24 protein-coding genes are annotated in these 20,750 nt (G+C 69.1%); 13 read left to right on the top strand and 11 right to left on the bottom strand.

Annotation, left to right across the window (positions count from 1 at the left end; all coding sequences use genetic code 11):
• Positions 1-54 precede the first annotated feature (54 nt).
• Positions 55-225 carry a hypothetical protein gene (locus tag QM619_RS08750; RefSeq protein WP_415106922.1) on the bottom strand — a complete coding sequence of 57 codons (171 nt, stop codon included), beginning with the start codon at positions 223-225 and terminating at the stop codon, positions 55-57.
• Positions 207-1,151, bottom strand: coding sequence for a mycothiol conjugate amidase Mca (mca, locus tag QM619_RS08745; protein WP_415106919.1), 945 nt, complete (start codon positions 1,149-1,151; stop codon positions 207-209). Before mca ends, QM619_RS08750 begins: the two co-directional genes overlap by 19 nt.
• 62 nt (positions 1,152-1,213) lie before the next feature.
• Here mca and QM619_RS08740 point away from each other — a divergent pair, with 62 nt between their 5' ends.
• Positions 1,214-1,615 (top strand): DUF4307 domain-containing protein, encoded by a 402-nt coding sequence (locus QM619_RS08740; RefSeq protein ID WP_415106916.1) that lies wholly within the window; start codon positions 1,214-1,216, stop codon positions 1,613-1,615.
• Between the two features lie 52 nt (positions 1,616-1,667).
• Entirely contained in the window at positions 1,668-2,180 is a 513-nt protein-coding gene (gene greA / locus QM619_RS08735; RefSeq protein WP_415106913.1) for a transcription elongation factor GreA, read from the top strand.
• 192 nt (positions 2,181-2,372) lie between these two features.
• Here the strand turns inward: greA and QM619_RS08730 are convergent, their stop codons facing one another.
• The 3 genes from QM619_RS08730 to QM619_RS08720 are packed head-to-tail and all read right to left on the bottom strand — an operon-like array spanning position 2,373 to position 4,915.
• Positions 2,373-2,795 (bottom strand): DUF2089 domain-containing protein, encoded by a 423-nt coding sequence (locus tag QM619_RS08730; RefSeq protein ID WP_415106910.1) that lies wholly within the window; start codon positions 2,793-2,795, stop codon positions 2,373-2,375.
• Positions 2,792-3,673 (bottom strand): hypothetical protein, encoded by an 882-nt coding sequence (locus QM619_RS08725; protein WP_415106907.1) that lies wholly within the window; start codon positions 3,671-3,673, stop codon positions 2,792-2,794. The genes QM619_RS08730 and QM619_RS08725 overlap by 4 nt, the downstream gene beginning before the upstream one ends.
• Positions 3,674-3,718: 45 nt before the next feature.
• Entirely contained in the window at positions 3,719-4,915 is a 1,197-nt protein-coding gene (locus QM619_RS08720; RefSeq protein WP_415106904.1) for an AI-2E family transporter, read from the bottom strand.
• A 94-nt stretch (positions 4,916-5,009) separates the two neighbouring features.
• On the opposite strand from QM619_RS08720, the gene QM619_RS08715 reads away from it, so the two are divergent.
• From QM619_RS08715 to QM619_RS08680, 8 genes are all read left to right on the top strand, one after another.
• Positions 5,010-6,530 carry a molybdopterin-dependent oxidoreductase gene (locus QM619_RS08715; RefSeq protein ID WP_415106901.1) on the top strand — a complete coding sequence of 507 codons (1,521 nt, stop codon included), beginning with the start codon at positions 5,010-5,012 and terminating at the stop codon, positions 6,528-6,530.
• A 224-nt stretch (positions 6,531-6,754) separates the two neighbouring features.
• A complete protein-coding gene (locus QM619_RS08710; RefSeq protein WP_415106898.1) occupies positions 6,755-7,957 on the top strand; it encodes an MFS transporter in 1,203 nt (400 codons plus the stop codon).
• A complete protein-coding gene (locus tag QM619_RS08705; RefSeq protein ID WP_415106895.1) occupies positions 7,935-8,621 on the top strand; it encodes a uracil-DNA glycosylase in 687 nt (228 codons plus the stop codon). Before QM619_RS08710 ends, QM619_RS08705 begins: the two co-directional genes overlap by 23 nt.
• A 177-nt stretch (positions 8,622-8,798) precedes the next feature.
• A complete protein-coding gene (gene dacB / locus QM619_RS08700) occupies positions 8,799-10,289 on the top strand; it encodes a D-alanyl-D-alanine carboxypeptidase/D-alanyl-D-alanine-endopeptidase (protein WP_415106892.1) in 1,491 nt (496 codons plus the stop codon).
• Positions 10,290-10,350: 61 nt separating this feature from the next.
• Positions 10,351-10,986, top strand: a complete 636-nt coding sequence (gene msrA / locus QM619_RS08695) for a peptide-methionine (S)-S-oxide reductase MsrA (RefSeq protein ID WP_415106890.1) — start codon at positions 10,351-10,353, stop codon at positions 10,984-10,986.
• 75 nt (positions 10,987-11,061) lie between these two features.
• Entirely contained in the window at positions 11,062-11,457 is a 396-nt protein-coding gene (locus QM619_RS08690; RefSeq protein ID WP_415106887.1) for a pilus assembly protein CpaE, read from the top strand.
• On the top strand, positions 11,454-12,164 hold the full coding sequence (locus tag QM619_RS08685) for a hypothetical protein (RefSeq protein ID WP_415106885.1): 711 nt from the start codon (positions 11,454-11,456) through the stop codon (positions 12,162-12,164). The genes QM619_RS08690 and QM619_RS08685 overlap by 4 nt, the downstream gene beginning before the upstream one ends.
• Before the next feature lie 38 nt (positions 12,165-12,202).
• Complete coding sequence (locus QM619_RS08680; RefSeq protein WP_415106882.1) at positions 12,203-12,634, top strand: CoA-binding protein; 432 nt, start codon at positions 12,203-12,205, stop codon at positions 12,632-12,634.
• A gap of 39 nt (positions 12,635-12,673) precedes the next feature.
• On the opposite strand, the gene QM619_RS08675 is transcribed toward QM619_RS08680, so the two are convergent.
• The gene (locus tag QM619_RS08675; protein ID WP_415106879.1) at positions 12,674-13,735 is read right to left on the bottom strand and encodes a GtrA family protein; all 1,062 of its coding nucleotides are present in this window, start codon (positions 13,733-13,735) and stop codon (positions 12,674-12,676) included.
• Positions 13,736-13,738: 3 nt separating this feature from the next.
• Complete coding sequence (locus tag QM619_RS08670; protein WP_415106876.1) at positions 13,739-14,656, bottom strand: phosphodiester glycosidase family protein; 918 nt, start codon at positions 14,654-14,656, stop codon at positions 13,739-13,741.
• 108 nt (positions 14,657-14,764) lie between these two features.
• On the opposite strand from QM619_RS08670, the gene QM619_RS08665 reads away from it, so the two are divergent.
• Entirely contained in the window at positions 14,765-15,034 is a 270-nt protein-coding gene (locus tag QM619_RS08665) for a DUF2277 domain-containing protein (RefSeq protein ID WP_415106873.1), read from the top strand.
• 113 nt (positions 15,035-15,147) lie between these two features.
• Here QM619_RS08665 and QM619_RS08660 read toward each other — a convergent pair whose 3' ends face one another.
• Together QM619_RS08660 and QM619_RS08655 are read right to left on the bottom strand one after the other, a co-directional pair.
• A complete protein-coding gene (locus QM619_RS08660; RefSeq protein ID WP_415106870.1) occupies positions 15,148-15,561 on the bottom strand; it encodes an SRPBCC domain-containing protein in 414 nt (137 codons plus the stop codon).
• Between the two features lie 569 nt (positions 15,562-16,130).
• Entirely contained in the window at positions 16,131-16,736 is a 606-nt protein-coding gene (locus tag QM619_RS08655) for a DNA-3-methyladenine glycosylase (RefSeq protein WP_415106867.1), read from the bottom strand.
• A 60-nt stretch (positions 16,737-16,796) separates the two neighbouring features.
• Between QM619_RS08655 and QM619_RS08650 the strand changes: the two genes are divergently transcribed.
• The gene (locus QM619_RS08650) at positions 16,797-17,864 is read left to right on the top strand and encodes a hypothetical protein (RefSeq protein WP_415106865.1); all 1,068 of its coding nucleotides are present in this window, start codon (positions 16,797-16,799) and stop codon (positions 17,862-17,864) included.
• Between the two features lie 73 nt (positions 17,865-17,937).
• Here the strand turns inward: QM619_RS08650 and QM619_RS08645 are convergent, their stop codons facing one another.
• A complete protein-coding gene (locus QM619_RS08645; RefSeq protein WP_415106862.1) occupies positions 17,938-18,786 on the bottom strand; it encodes a neutral zinc metallopeptidase in 849 nt (282 codons plus the stop codon).
• A gap of 125 nt (positions 18,787-18,911) precedes the next feature.
• Between QM619_RS08645 and QM619_RS08640 the strand changes: the two genes are divergently transcribed.
• A complete protein-coding gene (locus tag QM619_RS08640) occupies positions 18,912-19,637 on the top strand; it encodes an NUDIX hydrolase (RefSeq protein ID WP_415106859.1) in 726 nt (241 codons plus the stop codon).
• A gap of 81 nt (positions 19,638-19,718) precedes the next feature.
• On the opposite strand, the gene QM619_RS08635 is transcribed toward QM619_RS08640, so the two are convergent.
• Positions 19,719-20,552 carry a Bax inhibitor-1/YccA family membrane protein gene (locus QM619_RS08635; protein WP_415106856.1) on the bottom strand — a complete coding sequence of 278 codons (834 nt, stop codon included), beginning with the start codon at positions 20,550-20,552 and terminating at the stop codon, positions 19,719-19,721.
• Positions 20,553-20,750: the final 198 nt, after the last annotated feature.

Here is a 20,750-nt window from a genome sequence, read left to right as displayed (position 1 = left end):
CGCCCTCGGGGTGCGGCGGGCCAGGCTCGACGCATCCAAACGGTGGATCGAGCTCTACCTCTCGGCGGGACTCTCCGGCGAACTGGTGGCGGCATCGTTCCGGGACACCCGGATCTTGCCGATCTCGTGCCGCATGCTGAGGTACAGCAGGTACATCACACCGCCGATGACGATCACCATCAGCAGGGGGAACCAGCTGGCGTCCGCTAGATCGAATAGGACCATGTGTCGAGCGTAATCGGAGTTCGGGTGTCGATGCCCGCGAACAGGTCGTCTTCGGGCAGTGTCACGGGCACCATCGACTTGGCGAGCTGGAAGTCCTCGGTCGGCCAGCCGGCCTGTTGGATGGCCAGCGGCACCGCGAACCACGGGCCGTCCGGGTCGATCTGGCTGGCATGCGCCCGCAACGCGTGGTCGCGCAGCGGGAAGTAGTCGGCGCACGGCACGAAGGTGGTGAGTCGGTCCTCGACCTCGTCCCGGTCCCAGTTCTTCAGCCACTCGGCGTACGGGCTCTCCAGGCCGTGGGCGTGCATCAACTCGTCCAGCTTGGCGAACCGGGCCCGGTGGAACCCCATGTGGTAGTAGACCTTGAGCACCTGCCAGGCCGGACCGTGCTCGGGCCAGGCGTCCGGGTCGGCCGCCGCCTCGACCGCAGCCATCGAGATCTTGTGGCACATGATGTGGTCGGGGTGCGGGTAGCCGCCGCTCTCGTCGTAGGTCGTCAGCACATGCGGACGGAACTCGCGGATCACCTTGACCAGGGCACCGGCCGCGACATCGGGGTCTTCCAGGCCGAAGCAGCCCTCGGGCAGCGGCGGCAGCGGATCGCCCTCGGGCAGCCCCGAGTCGACGAAGCCGAGCCAGGTCTGCTCGATGCCGAGAATGGTCTTGGCGCGGGCCATCTCCTCGGTGCGCAGAGTGGAGATCCGCGCCCAGTTCTCCGGGGTGTCCATCCGCGGATTCAAGATCGAACCCCGCTCGCCTCCGGTACAGGTGGCGACCAGCACCTCGACGCCCTGCGCCACGTACTTGGCCGTGGTCGCGGCTCCCTTGGACGACTCGTCGTCGGGGTGGGCGTGGACGTGCAGCAGCCGCAACGGCTCGCCGGCGGCGTCCACCCGAATCGCACTGGTGCTGGACATGCGCGCCATTGTGCCGAGCGGCCCGCACGGCGGTTGCACGGATCCACTCGGCGGACGGGCAGAATGGCCTGGTGACCATCACCGAAGCCGATCGCGAACGGATCCGTCGGCGCTATCCGCCAAAACGCCTCTCGCCGGTGGTGATAGCGGTCATCGGCATGGTCATCCTGGCCCTGGTCGGCTACGTGATCTGGGTGGCGTCCCATCGCGCGAACCCCCCGGTCACCGGACGGATCGACACCTTCGCGGTGGTCTCCGACAACGAGATGCGGGCCACCCTGGCCGTCGAGCGCCCCGATCCGGCGGTGGCGGCGAAGTGCTTCCTGATCGTCCAGGCGGTCAGCTACGACCGGGTCGGCGAGCGCTGGATCGACATTCCGCCGGGCACCGAGCAGGCGACCCAGGTCGAGGTCACCTTGCGGACGTTCAAGCGCGGGACGGCCATCACGGTGGAGAACTGCGGACCGGCTTGACGCCGTCCCAGGACTCTCTGACACCGTCCGGCGAAGTTGGTAGGCTCTCCCGATGGCTGACGAGCAGGTTGACACGATCTGGCTGACCCAGGAGGCGTTTGATGCCGCCAGCGCGGAACTCGAGCATCTCAAGGGTCCGGGGCGAGCGGCGGTCACCGCGAAGATCGCGCGTGCCCGCGACGAGGGCGATCTGAGCGAGAACGCCGGCTACCACGCCGCCCGCGAAGAGCAGGGCCAGCAGGAACTCCGAATCCGCCAACTGGAGGCGATGCTGCGACACGCTCAGGTCGGCGAAGGGCCGGTCGGCGACACCGATCAGGTCTCGCCCGGCTGCAAGGTGACCATCGCCTACGACGGCGACCCGGACGACACCGACACCTTCCTGCTCGGTTCGCGCGAACTGATGGCTCTGGACGACTCCAACGACATCGAGGTGTTCTCACCGCAGTCGCCGCTGGGCGCCGCCATCGTCGGCCGCAAGGTCGGCGAGACGGTCAGCTACTCGGCACCCAACGGGAAGCCGATCGAGGTCACCATCCTCGAAGTGGCCCCGTACCGGGCCTGAACCCTCGAGAACCGTCCCCCAACATTCGAAACTCGCATTTTTGGTACCGTCCCCAGCGTTCGAAACTCGCACGACCGGGGACGGTTCTTTCACGTTCGAAACTCGCACTTTCGAGAACCGTCCCCGGGGTTTGAGTTTCACACCACGGGGACGGTTCTCGACGATTGAAAATCGACGAACCGGGGACGGTTCTCAGGGCAACCGGGCCAGCAGCGCGGCGGCCTTGTCGGGGGCGAGGGTCCCGGCGGCGACCTGGGCGAGCACCTGCTCACGGGTTCCGGACGGCGCCGCACCGGTTTCCGTGGCGCCAGTTTCCGTGGCGTCGGACGCCGCGGCGTCCGGACCGCCGGCCAATCCGAGCTTCACCAGCAGGTCGGTGAAACGGGAGCGGGCCGTCGGGTAGGACACCCCCAGATGCTTCTCCACTTCGCGCAGGTTGCCGCGCGAACTGAGGAAGACGGTGAGCAGTTCCAGCTCCTTGGCGTCCAGGGCACAGAACGCGCACCGGGCGAAATGCCCGGACAACTCGGAGCCGCAACCGAGGCAGCCGAGCCGGGTGGTGACCAGGTCGTCACCGCAGACCGGGCATTCGGTCGGCGGACGCAGGCCGCTCACCGCAGGTCGGCCTTGATCGTCGCCCAGCCCATCACGACACCGACATCGAGCCGGGCTGCCCCGTTGCCGAGCACCACCTCGTCGACGTTGTCGTTGTCGGCGCCCGCCCAGCTCACCTTGCCGAGCTGGACGTCGGTGCGCACCGTGACGTTCGACCGCTCGCCGAGCCGAATATCCAGCGAGCCGGACTCGCAGCGGATTCGGGAGCGCCCGGTCGCCAGATCGCCACGAATGCTGGCCGAACCCGCCTGCACCAGGATGTCGTTGGCCTCGGCCACCCGCTCCAGCGTCGCGCCGCCGGCGGTGATCCGCACCTTGCCGAGAAACGGGACGCCCTCGGTGGTCAGCATGCCGGCAGTCACCTCGGCGTCCACCGCGATGGTCGGGTTCACCCGAACCAGCAGTTCCTTGCCGAGACCGAGCGCCCGCAGGTCGTCGAAGCTACGCGGTGGCCGCAGAATGAAGCCGTCCAGGCTCGGACCCTGGTCGCCGTCACTGGTCACCTCGAGCACCGAACCACTCCGGCGCAGCACATGCGGGCCGTCGACGGACGCCGTGGCGACGCTGCCGTCCGCCACGATCCGGACGCGGCGTCCGACCGCGCGGACGCTGACCCGGTCGACGCCCTTGGCGCCGCTGGCCCGGCGCGGGCTCGGCGGGACGTCGGCGTCGACGAACGGCGGCTGGCTGAACACGCCGGCAGAATGCTGCGGCGAGTCGGCCGCAACCTCATCGGCCACCTCGGCGTCCGAGGGTTCCGGCGCCGATGCGGCAGCGGTGGCTTTGAGCGCGTCGATGCGACGTGCCGCCTCGGAGGCATCGATCCGTCCGGCGGCGAGTTCTTCGAGGATCTCAGTGAGATCAGGTTCAGTTGCCATGTGACAAATGTAAGCATCTCTTCCAGATTAGAAAGAGACGCAGGGTCAGTGTTTACGTTTGCGCTCCGGATCGTCATCCCGCACGCCGCGCAGGTGGCGGATGAAGGCGACCCCGAAGGCCATCACCGGAATCACCACCAGTGCGCCGACGATACCGCCCACCGTCGCGCCGACCGCGATGCCGATCAGTACCGCGAGCGGGTGCAGCGAGGCGGCCCGGCCCAGCAGCAGCGGCTGCAGCAGATGCGATTCCAGCCACATCACCGCGATGGTGCCGCCCAGCATGATCAGCGCAGCCACCCAGCCATGGGTGATCAGCGCCAGCGAGGTTGCCACTGTCCCGGCGATCACCGCGCCGACCACCGGAACGAAGCAGACCACGAAGGTGAGCGCGAATAGCGCCAACGCCATCGGCACGCCGATCGCAGCGGCGATGATCGCGACGCCGGCGGCGTCCACGGCCGAGACGATCACCTGGGCGCGCATGTAGCTGACCAGGGACGCCCAGCCACGGTGCGCCGCGGCGTCCGTCGACTCCTGGTAGCGCTGCGGCAGGATGCCGACGAAGCCCTTCCACATGTGCTCGCCGTCGGCGAGGAAGAAGAAGGTGGCGATCGTCGCGATCGCGATACCAGCGAAGAAGTGCCCCACCGAAGTTCCCACCTTGGCGGCGTAGCCGGCCAGCAGCGAGCGCGAGTCGCTGATCCAGGTGGTGAGCGAGCCCATCCACTGGTCAATCTGGGTCTGATCGATGTGCAGCGGGTCACCGGCCAGCCACTGCATCAACGCCTGGAAGCCGGCGACGGTCTGGTCGACCAGGGCTGCTGCCTGCCGCACGGCGGTGCTGCCGATACCCCAGCCGATCAGGACGACGACCAGCCCCATCGCCAGCAGGCCACCGGCGGCGGCCAGCAACGGCGGCCAGTTCCACCGCTTGAACCGCCGCACCAGCGGGCTGAGCAGCGCGGTCAGCAGCAGTGCGATCGCCAGCGGGACAGTAACCTCGGAGAACTCCGAGAGCAGCCAGCCGATCCCCCAGACCAGCGCGGCGAACACCAGGGCGCGCCAAGCCCAGCCGGCCGCCGTCCGGACGCCTTGAGGAATGACGTTCTCGACCGGCTCCGCCGACGGCTCGACGACCACCACCGGGGTTTCGGCGATTCGCGCGGGCACCGACGAGTGGCGCCGCTGACGCCGGAACATGCTGAGAGCCACGAGCGCGTCCTTTCGCGGGGGTTTCATCCACCCTACTGTGGAGGGATCCACGGCTCGGGCGATTGTCCGGTCGCCGCCAACCGGCGATGAAGGTCACCCCGCCGCGGCGGAAGGAGGCGCCATGCGCGCCGACAGCCAGGCGAACGAACGGCTCCCCGGCGCGATCGCCGGCGTGGGCGCGGTGCTGGCCGGGCTCGCCGCCGGACACCTGATCGCCGGCCTGGTGGCGCCGGAGGCATCCCCGGCGTTGGCGGTCGGCAGCCGGCTGGTCGATCTCGCTCCCACTCCTCTGAAGGACTGGGCGGTGGCCACTCTCGGCACCAACGACAAGCCCGTGCTGGTCGCCGGGGTGGTCGTGGTCGCCCTCGCTCTCGGTGCCGGCACCGGCCCGTTGGCATTCCGTCACCGGCGGCTGGCCTGGATGGTCCCCGCGCTGCTCGGCCTGGTCGCAGGCGCCGCTGCCGTCACCGCGCCGACCGCGACGGCGGCGGCGGTGCTGCCGGCGCTGGTCGCCGGGGTAGCCGGCGCCGTCACGCTGTCGTGGTTGCTGCCTCGCCGGCATCCAGACGACCCCACCGGCACCCCGCGGGCACTGCCGCGTCGGGCCTTCCTGACCGGAACGGCGGTCGTCGGCGGATCGAGCGCGGTCGCGCTGGTCACCGGCCAGTGGTTCGCCGACCGGAGCCGGGTCGCGACCGACGTGACGCTGCCGGTGGCCACCCCGGCCCGGACGCCGCTGCCGGCCGGCCTGGACGTGCCCGGCCTGTCGCTCTGGGTGACGCCCAACGCCGACTTCTACCGGGTGGACATCAATCTGCTGGTGCCCGCTGTGGACATCACCAACTGGCGGCTCAGCGTCGACGGCCTGGTGGATCGTCCGCTCAGCCTGAGTTGGGCGGAGCTGATCGCGCTCCCGGTGGTGGAACGCGACATCACCCTCAATTGCGTCAGCAATGAGGTCGGTGGGCCGTACATCGGCGGCGCCCGCTGGCTCGGCGTCCGGACCCGTGACCTGCTGGAGCACGCCGGCGTCCGGGCCGAGGCCGATCAGGTGCTCAGCCGATCGGTGGACGGCTTCACCATCAGCACCCCCGTGCAGGCGCTGCTCGACGACCGGGACGCCCTGGTCGCGATCGGCATGAACGGGCGTCCGCTGCCCGCCGAACACGGCTTCCCCGCCCGGCTGATCACACCCGGCCTGTACGGCTACGTCGGCGCCACCAAATGGCTGACCCAGCTCACACTGACCACCTACGCCCAACAGTCGGCCTACTGGACGGTGCGAGGCTGGGCCGAACGCGGGCCGGTGAAGCCGTCCAGCCGGATCGAGGTGCCGCGCGGGTTCGCGAAGCTGCCGGCCGGGGACGTCATCGTGGCCGGGACGGCCTGGGCTCAGCACATCGGTGTCGCACGAGTGCAGCTGCGGGTAGACGGTGGCCCCTGGCAGGACGCCACCCTCGGCGCCGACGCCGGCATCGAATACTGGCGGCAGTGGCGCTTCGGGTGGAAAGCGACGCCGGGTGAGCATGTGCTGGAGAGCCGGGTCATCGACGACCGGGGCGTCCCGCAGTCGGAGCAGCCCGCCGCGCCCTTCCCGGACGGCGCCAGCGGCCTGCACCGCATCACGGTGACCATCGGCTAACTCCCGGCCGAAGCGGGAAGGGGGCGGTTCCTTGAACCGGTCAAGGAACCGCCCCCTTCCGGTTCAACCCCTTTACGAAGCGCTTCCTCTACTGGCGTCCAGTCTGAAATCGACCCCAGAGTTGACCTGCCGAGACACCCTGGCACGCTTGGCCAAGCGCTCGGACCAGTCGTCTCTGGGGTCGATTTCGGACACCTGCCCAGTAGCCCACTAGGTTGTCGCGGGTGAAGTGGACCCTGCAGATGCCGCTCCCGCGCACGGTGGTGATGCTGGCGGTCTCGGCCTTCTTCGTCGCCGTCGGATTCGGGGTGATGATCCCGGTGTTGCCGATCTTCGCCGCCTCATTCGGGGTGTCGAACTTCTTGATCGGGCTGGTGGTGTCGGCGTTCGCCGGCATGCGGCTGGCGATCAGCCCGTTCTGCCGCCGGATCTCCGACCGGATCGGGCATCGCCGAACGATCGGCATCGGCATGTGGATCGTCGGGGTGTCGTCCGCGCTGTCCGGCATCGCCGGCAGCTACGGCGAGCTGCTGCTGTGGCGGGCGGTCGGCGGGTTCGGCTCGGCGATGTTCACCATCTCGGCCACGGCCCTGCTGCTGGCCAGCGTCGGCTCCGAGCTGCGCGGCCGGGCCAGCGGGCTGTACCAGGGCGGGTTCCTGCTCGGCGGCATGACCGGACCGGCGATCGGTGGCCTGCTGGCCGGCATCTCGTTGTCCGCACCGTTCTTCTTCTATGCCGGCACTCTGGTGATCGCCGGCACTATCGCGTTCACCCAGCTGCACGATCCGCCCGGCATGGCCGAGGCCGCCGCGGCCGCCCCGACCCGGTCGCTGGGCGAGGTGATCGCCGACAGCCGGTTCCGGGCCGCCTGCCTGATGAGCTTCGGCCAGGGCTGGCAGAGTTTCGGCGTCCGGTCGGCGCTGGTGCCGATCCTGGTGGTGGCCGCCCTGCATGCCGAGCCGTCCTGGGCGGGGATCGCCTTCGCGATCGCCGCGGTCGCGCAGACTGCGGCGCTGCCGGCCGCCGGACACGCCACCGACACCATCGGACGCCGTCCGGTGATGGTCGTCGGCGGGCTGCTCGCGGCGGTGTCGACGATGGCCACCCCGTTCGCACCCAATCTGCAGGTGCTGATCGTGCTGCTGTGCGTCTACGGGGTTGGTTCGGCGGCCCTCGGCACCGCGCCCACCGCGGCGTTGGGCGACGCCACCAAGGGGGCCGGCAGTCAGCCGATCGCGATCTACTCGATGGTCGGCGACATCGGCGCCATCGTGGGCCCGCTCGCCGCCGGCGTCCTGGCCGACAGCTGGGGGATGCCGGCCGCGTTCGCCTCGGGGACGACCATTCTGTTGGCCGGCACGGCGACGGCAGCGCTGATCCCGGCCCGACTCGACAGGAGGAAAAGTGAACCCGAGAACATTGGCTGAACTGGTCGCGCCGGACTGGGCGGAGGCGCTGCAGCCGGTCGCCGGACGGATCGCCGCCATGGGCAACTTCCTGCGCGCCGAACTCGCCGAGGGACGCGGCTACTTTCCGAGCGGTGCCAACGTGCTGCGGGCGTTCAGCCGACCGCTGGCCGGCGTCCGGGTGTTGATCGTCGGACAGGATCCCTACCCGACGCCGGGGCATGCCGTCGGGCTGTCGTTCTCGGTTGCCCCGGACGTCCGTCCGCTGCCGCGTTCGCTGACGAACATCTACACCGAGCTGTCCAGCGATCTGGGAATCCCGCCGGCCGCGCACGGCGACCTGTCGGCGTGGTTCGAGCAGGGTGTGCTGCTGCTCAACAGGGTGCTCACCGTGCGTCCGGGATCCCCCGGATCGCACCGCGGCAAAGGTTGGGAAGAGGTCACCCAGTGCGCGATCGAGGCACTGGTGGCCCGCGGCGGCCCACTGGTTGCGATCCTGTGGGGGCGGGACGCCCAGAACCTGCAGCCGATGCTCGGCGACATCCCGGTGATCGCCTCGCCCCACCCGTCCCCGCTGTCGGCACGCTCCGGCTTCTTCGGCTCGCGTCCGTTCAGCCGAGCCAACGCGGTCCTGACCCAGCAAGGTGCCGACCCGATCGATTGGGAACTCCCCTCCCTCAGCTGACCAGGGGACGGTCCCGTTTCATTTCAGGGGACGGTTCCTTTCCGGTTCAAGGGACGGCTCTCCCGGTCACCAGGGACGGTTCGGTGAACCGAAAGGGAACCGTCTCCACGGTTCGGACGCCGGGCGGGCCCGGCAGTGGGTGTGCCATCGTGGGCGGGCCCGTCCGAGGAGTCGCCGATGCCCACCTTGCGCTACCGCACGCTCGCCGTCCTAGTCGTCCTGTGCAGCCTGTTCGTCCAACCAAGCACGGCCCAAGCCAGCCCCGTCCTACCGATCGCGACCGGCGACGCGGCGCTGACCGAGGCACTGGACGGCGTTCTGAAAGCCTCCAGCGTGACCAGGGCGACGGTCGGGGTGGCGATCGCAGACTCGTCCTCGGGTGACGAGCTGTACACCCGATCCGCTGCGACCGCGGTCAGCCCCGCATCGAATATGAAGCTGCTGACCTCCGCCGCCGCCCTCGACGTGCTCGGTCCCGGCTATCGGTTCGGCACCGAGGTCTATGCACCGGCCGCCCCGTCGGCGACCGGCACCGTGAGCCGGCTGTATCTGCGCGGCAACGGCGATCCGACCCTGGTCGAGTCCGACCTGACCTCGTTGGCCGAGCAGGTGAAGGCGGCCGGCGTCCGCCGGGTCACCGGTGCCGTGGTCGGCGATGGCAGCTACTTCGACAACGACAGATACAACGACTACTGGAACGCGCGCGACTACAACTCCTCCTATGCCGCCCAGATCTCCGGACTGACCCTGTCCCCGTCGTCGGCGTTCAAGGTCGGCACCGTCCAGGTCACCTACCGGCCCGGATCGGAGGCCGGCAAGAAGGCCGTCCTCGGCGTCGTCCCGGCCACGGCGTCCGGGTATCTGAAACTGGTCAACAAGACCACCACGACGAAGGCCGGACGCGGCGCGGCGATCGGCGTCCGGCGCACCGACGGCACCAACACCGTCACCGTGTCCGGCCGGGTCGCGCTGAAGCGGGCACTGGCCAGCGCCACCGTGACGATCAGCAATCCGGCCCGCTACGCCGCCCACGTCTTCACCAAGGTGCTACGGGCGACCGGTATCACCGTCGACGACTCGCCGGTCACCGGGGCGCTGCCGGCCTCGCGGGTGCGCCTGGCGTCCGACACGTCGGCGCCGCTCAGCTCGATCGTCCGGACGTTGCTGAAGCCCTCCAACAACGGCATGGCCGAGCACCTGATCAAGACCCTGGGCCGCAGCGGCGACCAACCGGGCACCTGGGCGGACGGGTCGGCGCGGGTGTTGCGCTGGCTGACCACCACACAGGACGTTCCGAGCACAGTCCGGATCGTGGACGGCTCCGGCCTGGCGCATCGCAACAAGCAGACCGCGCGGGTGTTGGTGCGGGTACTGCAGTACGCCCGCACCAGGGACTGGTTCGGCACCTTCTACGATTCGCTGCCGGTGGCTGGCAATCCCGATCCGGCGATCGGCGGCACCCTCAGTTCCCGGATGCAGGGGACGGCGGCGCAGAACAATCTGCACGCCAAGACCGGCACGTTGAGCGGCGTGACCGCGCTCAGCGGCTATGTGACGGACGCCACCGGACGGCTGTACACGTTCTCGATGCTCGGCCGGTATACGACGAACTCGCCACGCCCGGTGTTCGACAAGGTGGGCGTCACGCTGGCCGGCTGGAGCCACTGACTGGAATGCTGGGTGGAATGTCCGGCGACGCCCGTGGGTTGCATCACGCAGGAGGCCAAGCATGCTGTTCACCGAACCGACCATCGTCGATCCGCGCGTTGCGCTGCCCGGACGCGACGCCCCCGTTCTGCGCCAGCCGTTCTTCCATCGGGTGTTCGGTCACCGGATCGACCGGGTGCCGGCGGGTGCCGAGGTCGCCGTGGTCGGGCTGGGCTGCTTCTGGGGGGCCGAGAAGCTGTTCTGGGAGACGCCCGGAGTGGTCAACACTGCGGCTGGCTACGCCGGCGGATTCACCCCGAACCCGACCTATGACGAGGCCTGCTCAGGACGAACCGGTCACACCGAGTCGGTCCGGGTGGTCTACGACCCGGCCGTCCTCAGCTACGAGGACATCCTGCGGATCTTCTTCGAGAACCACGACCCGACCCAGGGCTTCCGGCAGGGCAACGACCGCGGCACCCAGTACCGTTCGGCGATCTTCCCGCTGAACGACGACCAGCTGCGCCGCGCCGAAGCCGTCCGGGACGCCTTCGCGCCCCAGTTCGCCGCCGCCGGGTTCGGTCCGATCACCACCGAGATCACCCCGACCGACACCTTCTACTACGCCGAGGCCGTCCACCAGCAGTACCTGGACGCCAACCCGAACGGCTACTGCCCGGTGCACGCCACCGGGGTGACCTGCAACCCTGGCGCCTGAAGCGCAACGGCATCGCATCCCGTTGCGCCACCGCGCCGTTCTCGCTCACCCAGCGACCGCACTATCCTGACCGGCATGATCGACGCCGACCTCGCCACCCGACTCCGGGCGGCCGGCCTGGCCTGGCGTCCCACCCATGGCGACCGGTTCATCATTCCCGGCGGCGAGATGGCCGGCGAGGTCTTCATGCTGGCCGAGATGGTGATCGAGGTTCAGGACGTTCCGGGTGACACCAGCATCATCAAATTCAACGGGACCACCGAGTGGGCGCTGGACTCGATCGAACATGTCAGGGTGCTCTGGCTGCCTCGCGAGGATCAGTTGCGCGACGCATTGAGCGAGCACTTCCAGACTTTGACCGCGGTGCCGGGCGGTTTCGCGGTAACGCTGACCGATGGCACCCGCCACCTCGACATCGATGCCGAGCGCACGTATGCGCGGGCCCTCCTGCACACCCTCGGAGCACCGTGACCGCCATCATCCCGCACCGCTTCCGCGGCCCGAACACGTCCGGCAACGGCGGCTACGGCGCCGGCGCGGTCGCGGCGGCGCTCGGGCGTCCGCTCGGTCCGGCCGAAGTGACCCTGCAGAGCCCACCTCCCCTGGACGTCGAGCTGACGGTCGCCACGGACGGTGACGGCGTCCGGGTCACTTACCACGACGTCGCGGTCGCGATGGCTCGGCCGGCGCCGCTGGAGTTGGAGATTCCCACCCCGGTGAGCATCGCCGAGGCCGAGCAGGCCAGCCACGACTGCCCCTGGCTGGTCGATCACCCCTACCCGCAGTGCTTCGTCTGCGGCACCCAGCGTCCGGACGGGCTGCGCATCTTCCCCGGTCCGGTGGCCGGACGCCGGGTCGCCGCCGCCCCCTGGACGCCGGACGCCACGGTCTGTTCCGACGACGGCACCGCGCTGCCCGCCGTGGTGTGGGCCAGTGTGGACTGCCCGTCGCTGTTCGGCTACGGCTGCTTCGCCGAGTGGCCAGCGCTGATGCTGCTCGGACGATTCACCGCCGAGGTGTACCGGTTGCCAAGGCTCGGCGAACCGTGCGTCACGATGGGCTGGGCGCTGGGCCACGAGGGCCGCAAGTACGACACGGCCGCCGCTCTGCACACCGCGGACGGCGACCTGCTGGCCGCCAGCCGGGCCCTCTGGATCACCCTGAAGCCCGCATCCTGAAGCTCGGACCGTCCGGCGAACGCGGCTAGGGTGACCGCATGACTTCGGACGCCCATACCCGCCCGGCCTGGCAGAACCAGGACGTGATCGATCGCTTCCTCGACCAGACTGAGGTGTGGGCGGTGATCGGGCTGTCCGGCGACCCGGACAAGACCGCCTACCGCATCGCGCGGATGCTGCAGAATAACGGCAAGCGGATCGTCCCAATCCATCCCGCGGCCCCGATTGTGCTCGGCGAGCAGGGGTACTCGTCGCTGGCCGACGTGCCGTTCCACGTGGACGTGGTGGACGTCTTCCGCCGCTCCGAGGCGGCCGGGGAGTTCGTCGACGAAGCCATCGCGATCGGTGCCGGCGGGGTGTGGTTCCAGTTGGGCGTGACCGACCACGACGCATTCGGCCGTGCCCAGGACGCCGGACTGCCCATGGTGATGGACACCTGCCCGGCCATCGAATGGCGAGAGCGCAGCTGAGCCCGACACACGCGACCAACGAAGAAGCAGCGGGTCCCCTCAGGGGCGTCCGGTGGTCACCGGCTGACGGCGTCGGCCGAGCGTCCGTTCGGGTTCGGCAGCCCCGAACACGAAACGGCGTTGCACCTGGTAGCTGGCCAGGAAGAGTGCCGGCTCGACCAGCAGCTTCGCGACCAGCAGCGCCATTCCGAGGCCGGTCAGCGCGGCCAGCAAACCGTAGTTGGCGAGCAACAGCACCGCGACCAGCAGGTAGTACCGCACCAGGGTGCCGCGCAACGGACGCCTGGACGCGAACACCGCGCGCCGATTGGTCAGGAAGTTCACCGCCGAGCTCACCCCGCGCGCCGCCAGCACGGCGACCAGCAGGTTGCCCGTCCACGCCTGCACCACCAGCAGCACCACCAGGTCGACCAGGAACGCCACCAGCGAGGACGCCGAGAAGGCCAGCAGCGGCAGGTAGACCCGCACCGAATCCACCAGCGGCCGGAAGTGCGAGGACGCGTTGCCGGCTAGATAGACCGTCTCGATCGGCAGCTCGGTCAGCGTCCAGCCGGCACCCCGCGCCCGCAGCAGCAGGTTCAGCTCGTACTCGAATCGCTCGCCGGGGACGCCGCACAGCCAGTCCACGGCGGACGCCGGGTAGCCCCGCAGACCGGTCTGGGTGTCACTCACCGACACCCCGGTGACCGCCCGGAAGACCCACCGGGTGAACACGTTCCCGACCCGGCTGCGGACCGGTACCCGCCCGCCGAACGCCCGGACGCCCAGCACCAGCGCGCCGGGACGCACCGCACGGCCCACCCGGAGGATGTCCCGCACCCGGTGCTGTCCGTCGGAGTCGGCGCACACCACGTCGTGGCCCGGATAGCGGTCTGCGACGTGGGCGAATCCGTACTTCAGCGCCGCCCCTTTGCCCCGGTTCACCGCGAAACCGATCACGTCCGCACCGAGGGCCGCGGCGGCGGCGAACACCGGGGCGTAGAGCGGGCCGCTGCCATCGTTGACGACCACGACGTCCAGCTCCGGTGCAGACTCCGCGAGTTCACGCAGCAGGTCGATCAGTCGGTGGTCCGGCTCGTAGGCGGGAATCAGGACGACCATCGCTCAGCCCGCCACGTAGAGGATGTCGGAGGTACCGCGTTCTTTGCCGCGACCCAGCGGATTGTTGACCAGGGCGTCGTTGAACACCATCGCGGACGAGCCGCCGCCGTCCAGGTTGTAGGCCACCGCGGCGCCGCGGTCGAGGAACAGCTGCGCCAGTTCGGTCATCGTGACCCCTCGGCTGTAGCCGTTGCTGCGGCCGTCCACGACGATCCACAGGAAGTGGCCGGGTTCGATCATGCCGACCGCCGTCCTCGGCTGGGCGCCCTGGATCGAGTGGTTGCCGAAGTTGGTGTCGATCTCGACGGAGTCGATGCCGGCGATCGCCTTGCCGTTCTCGACCAGCCCCGGCCCGAACGACAGCGTGTGGAAGACACCGTCGGCGATCAGCACGTCCGCCGAGGTCGCCGTCTCGTCATAGAGGGCCATCGACCCGTCCCGGTAGAGCGCGAGGCCCTGCCGGGCACCGTCGTCGCGATATTTCACCCCGTTGCGGACGACGATGCCGGTGTCGCGAAACCCGTAGTAGTCACCGTTGATCGCGAGCACCGCGTTCTTGTTCGCCGCGATCGAGGACGGGTAGTCGATGATGTTGGTGCCGAAGGAGTCCTTGGCGAAGGCCGACCGGATCATGGTCGCGTCGGTGGAGGTGATGTCGGCGACGAAATAGGTGACGGCGTCCGAACCCGATCCGGTGGACACCTTCTCGATGGTCAGCGAGGTGCTGGCACTGGTGTAGCTGTTCGCGGTCGAGGTGCCCTGGGCGATCGCCGCGGTGGCGTCGGTGACGGTGCCCTCGACATGCTCGATGACATAGCGGTTGAGGGCCCATGCGGTCGTCCCACCCAGGCCCAGGACGCCGGCCGCACCGCCGAACAACAGCCTGCGGGAGACTGGCTTCGCCAGGACCGAATCGCTCATGGTTCTGTTGTACGAAGCCGTCCTGTGCGGGCTCTGTGACGACGCTGCGCCGGCGCTGGGGCTCCTCCGCTTCCTCAGGACGGCGGACGCCCGGCGTAGGGTGTCCGCATGTGCCGCAACATCCGTCCGCTCAACAATTTCGAGCCGCCCGCGACCAGCGACGAGGTGCGCGCGGCGGCGCTGCAGTTCGTCCGCAAGGTATCCGGGACGACCAAGCCGTCCAAGGCCAACCAGCAGTACTTCGACGAGGCCGTCGAGGAGATCGCCCACATCACCCAGCACCTGCTCGACCATCTGACCACGATGGCGCCGCCAAAGAACCGCGAGGTGGAGGCGGCCAAGGCTCGCGCCCGCTCAGCGGCCCGCTACGCCAGCTGAGCGACGCCACCAGCTGACCAGCGTGGTCGTAACCCCGCCTACCCCGCCCGGCGGAGGGCGAAACGCCGTGGGCGGGACCGGATCATCGGCCCCGCCCACGGCGTGACAGTGCGTCAGCTCGCTTCGGCGATCCGATCGAGCGCGCTCTCCCAGTGCTGGGTGATGGCGTCGACGTCCCAGCCACCGGGGATGTGCTCGTGGCGGATCTCGACGACGGTGGAGTCCTCGGACTGCTGCAGCAGGTGCAGGTCGACGAGCGACTTCGGGGCTTCGGAATCGGCGTGCCAACTGAAGCGGATCTGCTCCAGCGGATGATAGCTACGCACCACGCCGAAGGTGCCGTCGGCGGAGCGCCAACTGTCGCCTTTGTCACCCAGCAGGCCGCCCTCGCCCAGCAGCGCCTCGGCGCCGGCAGGCGTGGCCAGCAGGCGCCACACTTCCTTGACCGGTTGGGACACCGACCGCTGCACAACCACGGTGGTGCCCTGGGACTCTTCGAGCGGGTCGCTCGCACTCTGATCTGACATTGAAACCTCGATCCGATCGGTCCGACACCGGTCCACGGCGACCGGTACGCACACCATACCCCCGGCCGCAGACCCGCGTCCGGCGTGTCGGTACACACCTATCGAGGCCTCAGCGGATACAAAGAAGTCGCGACCGGACCGCGTATGAGGCGGTCCGGTCGAGTCCTCCCAGGACGCACGCCGCGGGTGCGCCCCGAGCCGATCCGCAGGTCGTCGGGACGCTGGAACGAGGCGGCTCCTGAGACGATTGAGACAGACAAATAGCCTTGTGACGAATGATACGAAAGTAGAGTCGCCCATCGCCAGGAACTTGTCCGAGAGCCTTGCGCGCCCCATCGCGGCGGAGTAGAAATACAGCTACGCCGAATTCGACGAACCCGAGGTCGCAAGACCTCACGGAGAGTCACCAGCAATTCGGCACACGGTCGGAGATCGAGGTCCACTGCCTCCGGAGCAATCCGGGAGCGTTCCGCAAGACGGGCGGACGGATCGGCGAACCGACCGGAGTTCGGGAGTCGTCTCCCCGAACGCACCAGGGGCGGACCAACTCATACTTGGTCCGCCCCGCCTTACGTTTCGGGCCCGTTCTCGCCGGCGACGACCTCCGGACGCATCAGTCGCGGGCTGGCGCGATAGCTGGACACCGTCGGATCGCTGGCCAGCCAGAACCGCCAGGGACGCCGCGCCGCCACCGAGACTCCTACCCGCGGACCCGTCGCGATCTCCCCGACCGGTCCCAGCCGCGGCAACAGCTCCAGGTCTGGCTCGCCGAGCCGGCGTCCGGAGTCGGCCAGGGTGAGCGCGAGCGCCTGTCCCAGACAGCCTGGGCCACGCGCCAGTCGGACGTCCGGGGCATTCCCCCGGCGGGCCCGTGCGACATCCAGTCCCTCTACCACCTCACCGGCCCGCAGCAGCACTGCCGTGCCGCTCCCGTGCGGTCCGCAGACCACGTTGCCGCAGATGTGGATGCCGTAGGAGCGATAGCAGTACAGCGTCCCCGGGGCCTCGAACAGATGTCGGGTGTGCGGACGCCAGCCGCGGTAGGCGTGGGCAGCCGGATCGGCTGTCCCCTGGTAGGCCTCCACCTCGGTGATCCGGAGCGTCACCGGACCCACCCGCAGCCGCATGCCGAGCAGATCGGGGGCGACCGCCAGCGAGTCGCGGGTCAGGTCCATACAGCCAGTCTGCCCTCGAATGCTCTTCGAGGTTCCGCCTAGTGCCGGTAGTCTCGCCTGGTGCGAACCCCTGCCCAAGGGAACCGCCGATCATTCATGTCCCGGCTGCGGCGCACCCGGCGGGCGATCCGCGGCCCCCACCTGCGCCGTCTGGCCCGATCCGCCCACAGGATCCGGGGCCTGCAGCTCACCTCGTCGGGCACGTCCTCGCGCAGAACAGCCTGGATCGGCGCTCCCCTGGCGGCGGTTGTCGCACTCGTTTTGCTCGGTGGCTGCACTCCGGTGTCGACACCCACCCCGAGTCTCAGCCCGAGCCAGGTCAGCGTCGATCTGACCGCCCCGGGACAGGCACGGGCGATGATTCGCCGACTCATCGCGAAGGCAGGGACGCCCCAGCTCCTCCAGGTGGAGATCACCAAGGATTGGGCCGCCATCACGGTGGTCAAGGACGACCAGGCGCAGACCTGGGCGTGGCGCGACGGCGCCATCAGACAGGTCGACACCGATGTCTCCAATGTGGGCCAGACGAAGTTCTTGATCGACGACTTCAACATCAACGACGTCGGCGGACTGTTCCGCGCGGCGGCCGCCATCTCGGGCTCGGAGAGCGACCAGGAACTGCAGATCGTCGACTCCTCAGCCGGCGAGACCTTCATGAGCGTCTCGACCGTGCCCGAATCGCGGACGGTGTTCTTCTACCCCAACGGCGCCCTGCTGCCCACCCTGGATTTCGGCACTGAGGGCGGGATCAGTCAGGGCCTCGACGACGTGATCGGCACCCACACCACGGCGGTGGCGGTCGGCATCCAATCGAATCTGGGCGCCTGGCTCGATCTGCCGGGCAGCACCACGACCACCATCCGGAGGCTGCGCACCTCGAACGTCCCGGTGACCATCAACGAGCGGTCGCAACGACCCGACCTGCCTGCCTTCAACCCGACCCGCGTGCGCGGCGCCGCCATCTGGAGGGTGCTGGCGGACGCCCGCACGAAGGGCACGTTCTCGGCCGCGACCCGCTGGCAGGTCAGCATCGACGACCGGAATCGCACCGGCGTCCCCCGGATGTACTTCACCATCGGCACCACCTCCCTGGTCACCGATCTGGACGGCCGCCCGCTCACCTCCTGACCGCTCGGACGGCGCCCGCACACACCCCGGACGGCACTGGGCCGGCCCCGAGGCGAACGACGCCGGTGGGTGGTCACGCGGCGAAGGTGTCGCACTTCGCGGGGTCTCCGGAGGTGAATCCGGTGGTCAGCCACTTCTGCCGCTGGGACGCCGATCCGTGCGTCCACGACTCGCGGTCGATGCGTCCGGTGGCCTGTTCCTGGATCCGGTCGTCGCCGACGGAGCGGGCAGCGTCCGCGGCGCGGGCGACGTCGTCCGCGGTGACCGCGGCGATCGGCGAGCGGACGTCCTTCGAAGCATTGGCCAGCCACACCCCGGCGTAGCAGTCGGCCTGCAGCTCCAGCTTCACCTGCGGCGAATTCGGCCCGGTCTGGTTGCCGGCCTGCTGCACCCGGTCCAGGACACCGGTCAGGTTCGAGATGTGGTGACCGTACTCGTGGGCGATCACATAGGCCTCGGCGGCATCCCCGCCCTTGGCGCCGAGCTGCCGGGTCAACTGGTCGAAGAAGCCGGTGTCCAGGTAGACGATGCGGTCGACCGGGCAGTAGAATGGCCCGACCGCCGACGTCGCGGTGCCGCAGCCCGTGCTGACCCGGCCGGTGAAGATGCGGGTCGTGGTCGGCTGATAGCCGGTCATCGCCGTCCCCCAGTAGCTCTGGATCGAGTTTGTGTACGCCACGAAACGACAGTCGCGATTCTGTTTGATGTCGGCTCCCGTCCGGCACGCGGCGTAGGAATCGGTGGTCTGCTGCGGGCCTGCCTGGGTGCCGGCGAGCAGTGCGGTCGGGTCGAAACCGAGGAACACGGCCAGCACGACGATGACCAGTCCGCCGACCCCGCCGACGGCGATTCGACCGCCCGCACCGCCCGAACTGCTGGTCACCTGTGAGCTGTCGAGGTTCGCGGAATCCCTGTATTGCACGGTGCCACTCCTTCGCCCGGTGGTGGTTCGGAGTGTACCGGCGGCGCCCCCGACGCTTGCCAATGGCGCCCCCGATGCCGGGGAGTCGGCTTGGACAGCCCCTCGCCCTCGGTCATCATGGGCAGATGCAGATCGTCGGTGTCGTGGTCGCGGGAGGGTCGAGCGTCTTCGCTCGTCCGCTCGCGCACGGCACCGATCCACACCGGCTGGCCTGGGAGCTCGGCTACCGGATCGTGCGGCCGCTGTCGGCGACCGGTCATGGCGACGACCTCACCTTCACGGTTCAGGTGTCGGCGCATGGACGCCGGGTCGCCGAGCGGGGCCTGCAGCGTCGGCGGGCGCTGGACCCCGATCTGAGCGAGCAGGACATCGGTGAGCCGGTGGTGCGCCAGCGCTTGGCGGCCTACGCCATCGTGCTGAGCAACCGCGGCCTACTGGCCACCGAATTCTCCGACCGGACCGCCGTCCCGCACTCCTGGGGGCTGCCGGGCGGCGGCATCGACCCCGGCGAAAACCCTAGCCAAACGGTGATTCGTGAGGCCATCGAGGAGACCGCGCAGCACGTCGAGATCTCCCAGCTGATCGACATCCAGACCGACCACTGGATCGGCCGCTCCCCGCGCGGCGTCGTGGAAGACTTCCACGCCGTCCGGATCATCTATGCGGCGACCTGCCCCGACCCGACCGATCCGGTCGTCCAGGACGTCGGGGGCACCACGGCGTCCGCCCGCTGGGTACCGCTCCCGCAGTGGCATCGGCTGCATTGGGCGGCCGGCTCACGCGCCCTGCTGGAACGGCACCTGTCGACGCTCTCGGCGCGATTCGGCTACCGCCGGCGCAGCGCCGGCTGAGCCGGACGCCCGCGAGGCCGGACGGGCACAGAGACGCCACAACGCCGCCGGACGTACCGGCGGCGTTGTGGCGTCCGAGGATCAGTTGGAACGGAAGTACGACAGCAGTCGCAGCATCTCGATGTAGAGCCAGACCATCGTGACGGTGAGGCCGAAGGCGCCGCGCCACGATTCGGACGCCGGGGCGCGCATCGCGATGCCCTGCTCGATGTAGTCGAAGTCGAGGATCAGGTTGAACACCGCCAGGCCGACGCCGATCGCGGAGATCAGCAGCAGGAAGATCAGGTTGCCGCCGGAGAACAGGAAGCCCATGCCGAACATCGACAGGATGAAGTTGAGGAACAGCACGCCCGCATAGGCCATGGTGCCGATCATCACCATCTTGCGGAATTTGCTGGTGACCTTGATCCGGAAGAATTTGTAGGCCCCGAGCGTGGCCGCGGCGGTCACCAGGGTCGCCATCACGGCGGCCGGGACGATGCCGTTCCACGCGTACTCGTAGACCTTGCTGACCGCACCGATGAAGACACCCTCGATGGCGGCATAGGCGAGCACGGCACCGGGGTTGATCACCCGGCGAGCCGAGACCACCAGCACGGTGATGAAGCCGACGATCGCACTGACGATCAGCGCCGGGAACAGGAACCTCGCCGGCATGAACATGAAGGTGAGCGCCGCGGTCGCGATGACCGTGCCCATGGTGATCGCCGACTTGGTGATCACGTCGTCGATCGTCATGACCCCCTGGGCACCCGGAACGGGATCCTGCGGGTAGTACTGGCCGGGGTAGGGCTGGCCCGGCTGCTGGTAGCCGAACTGACCCTGCGGCGGCTGACCGTACTGCTGGTACGGATTCGTCTGCTGCTGCGGGGTGAAAGCATCCGGCCTCGAGAGAACGGGGTTGGAGCTACGCATGTGAGTTTCTTTCTCCTCGTGGATGTGGGTCCATACTAGGCAACGCATCCATCGCCGCGAAGCTTCCCGCCCCCCGTTCATCCCTGATTCGAAGCAAGCGCACAGGTTCGGACGCCTCGCGCACAGGCGCTTGGGCTCACACACGCGCAGCAACTCACCGCACTCGGCAATGGCGTAGTGCCCAGCCAGGCCGCATGC

Origin of the sequence: Micropruina sp. (assembly GCF_047606665.1) — a bacterium.
Classification (GTDB): Bacteria; Actinomycetota; Actinomycetes; order Propionibacteriales; family Propionibacteriaceae; genus Micropruina.
The sequence above is the reverse complement of the archived record's forward strand: the minus strand, read 5'-3'. Positions and strand labels throughout refer to the sequence as shown.

Coding starts and splice junctions, on each gene's coding strand:
- QM619_RS08750 (WP_415106922.1), bottom strand. CDS start 225: ATGGTCCTATTCGATCTAGCGGACGCCAGCTGGTTCCCCCTGCTGATG.
- mca (WP_415106919.1), bottom strand. CDS start 1,151: ATGGCGCGCATGTCCAGCACCAGTGCGATTCGGGTGGACGCCGCCGGC.
- greA (WP_415106913.1), top strand. CDS start 1,668: ATGGCTGACGAGCAGGTTGACACGATCTGGCTGACCCAGGAGGCGTTT.
- QM619_RS08725 (WP_415106907.1), bottom strand. CDS start 3,673: ATGGCAACTGAACCTGATCTCACTGAGATCCTCGAAGAACTCGCCGCC.
- QM619_RS08720 (WP_415106904.1), bottom strand. CDS start 4,915: ATGAAACCCCCGCGAAAGGACGCGCTCGTGGCTCTCAGCATGTTCCGG.
- QM619_RS08715 (WP_415106901.1), top strand. CDS start 5,010: ATGCGCGCCGACAGCCAGGCGAACGAACGGCTCCCCGGCGCGATCGCC.
- dacB (WP_415106892.1), top strand. CDS start 8,799: ATGCCCACCTTGCGCTACCGCACGCTCGCCGTCCTAGTCGTCCTGTGC.
- msrA (WP_415106890.1), top strand. CDS start 10,351: ATGCTGTTCACCGAACCGACCATCGTCGATCCGCGCGTTGCGCTGCCC.
- QM619_RS08690 (WP_415106887.1), top strand. CDS start 11,062: ATGATCGACGCCGACCTCGCCACCCGACTCCGGGCGGCCGGCCTGGCC.
- QM619_RS08680 (WP_415106882.1), top strand. CDS start 12,203: ATGACTTCGGACGCCCATACCCGCCCGGCCTGGCAGAACCAGGACGTG.
- QM619_RS08675 (WP_415106879.1), bottom strand. CDS start 13,735: ATGGTCGTCCTGATTCCCGCCTACGAGCCGGACCACCGACTGATCGAC.
- QM619_RS08670 (WP_415106876.1), bottom strand. CDS start 14,656: ATGAGCGATTCGGTCCTGGCGAAGCCAGTCTCCCGCAGGCTGTTGTTC.
- QM619_RS08665 (WP_415106873.1), top strand. CDS start 14,765: ATGTGCCGCAACATCCGTCCGCTCAACAATTTCGAGCCGCCCGCGACC.
- QM619_RS08660 (WP_415106870.1), bottom strand. CDS start 15,561: ATGTCAGATCAGAGTGCGAGCGACCCGCTCGAAGAGTCCCAGGGCACC.
- QM619_RS08655 (WP_415106867.1), bottom strand. CDS start 16,736: ATGGACCTGACCCGCGACTCGCTGGCGGTCGCCCCCGATCTGCTCGGC.
- QM619_RS08640 (WP_415106859.1), top strand. CDS start 18,912: ATGCAGATCGTCGGTGTCGTGGTCGCGGGAGGGTCGAGCGTCTTCGCT.
- QM619_RS08635 (WP_415106856.1), bottom strand. CDS start 20,552: ATGCGTAGCTCCAACCCCGTTCTCTCGAGGCCGGATGCTTTCACCCCG.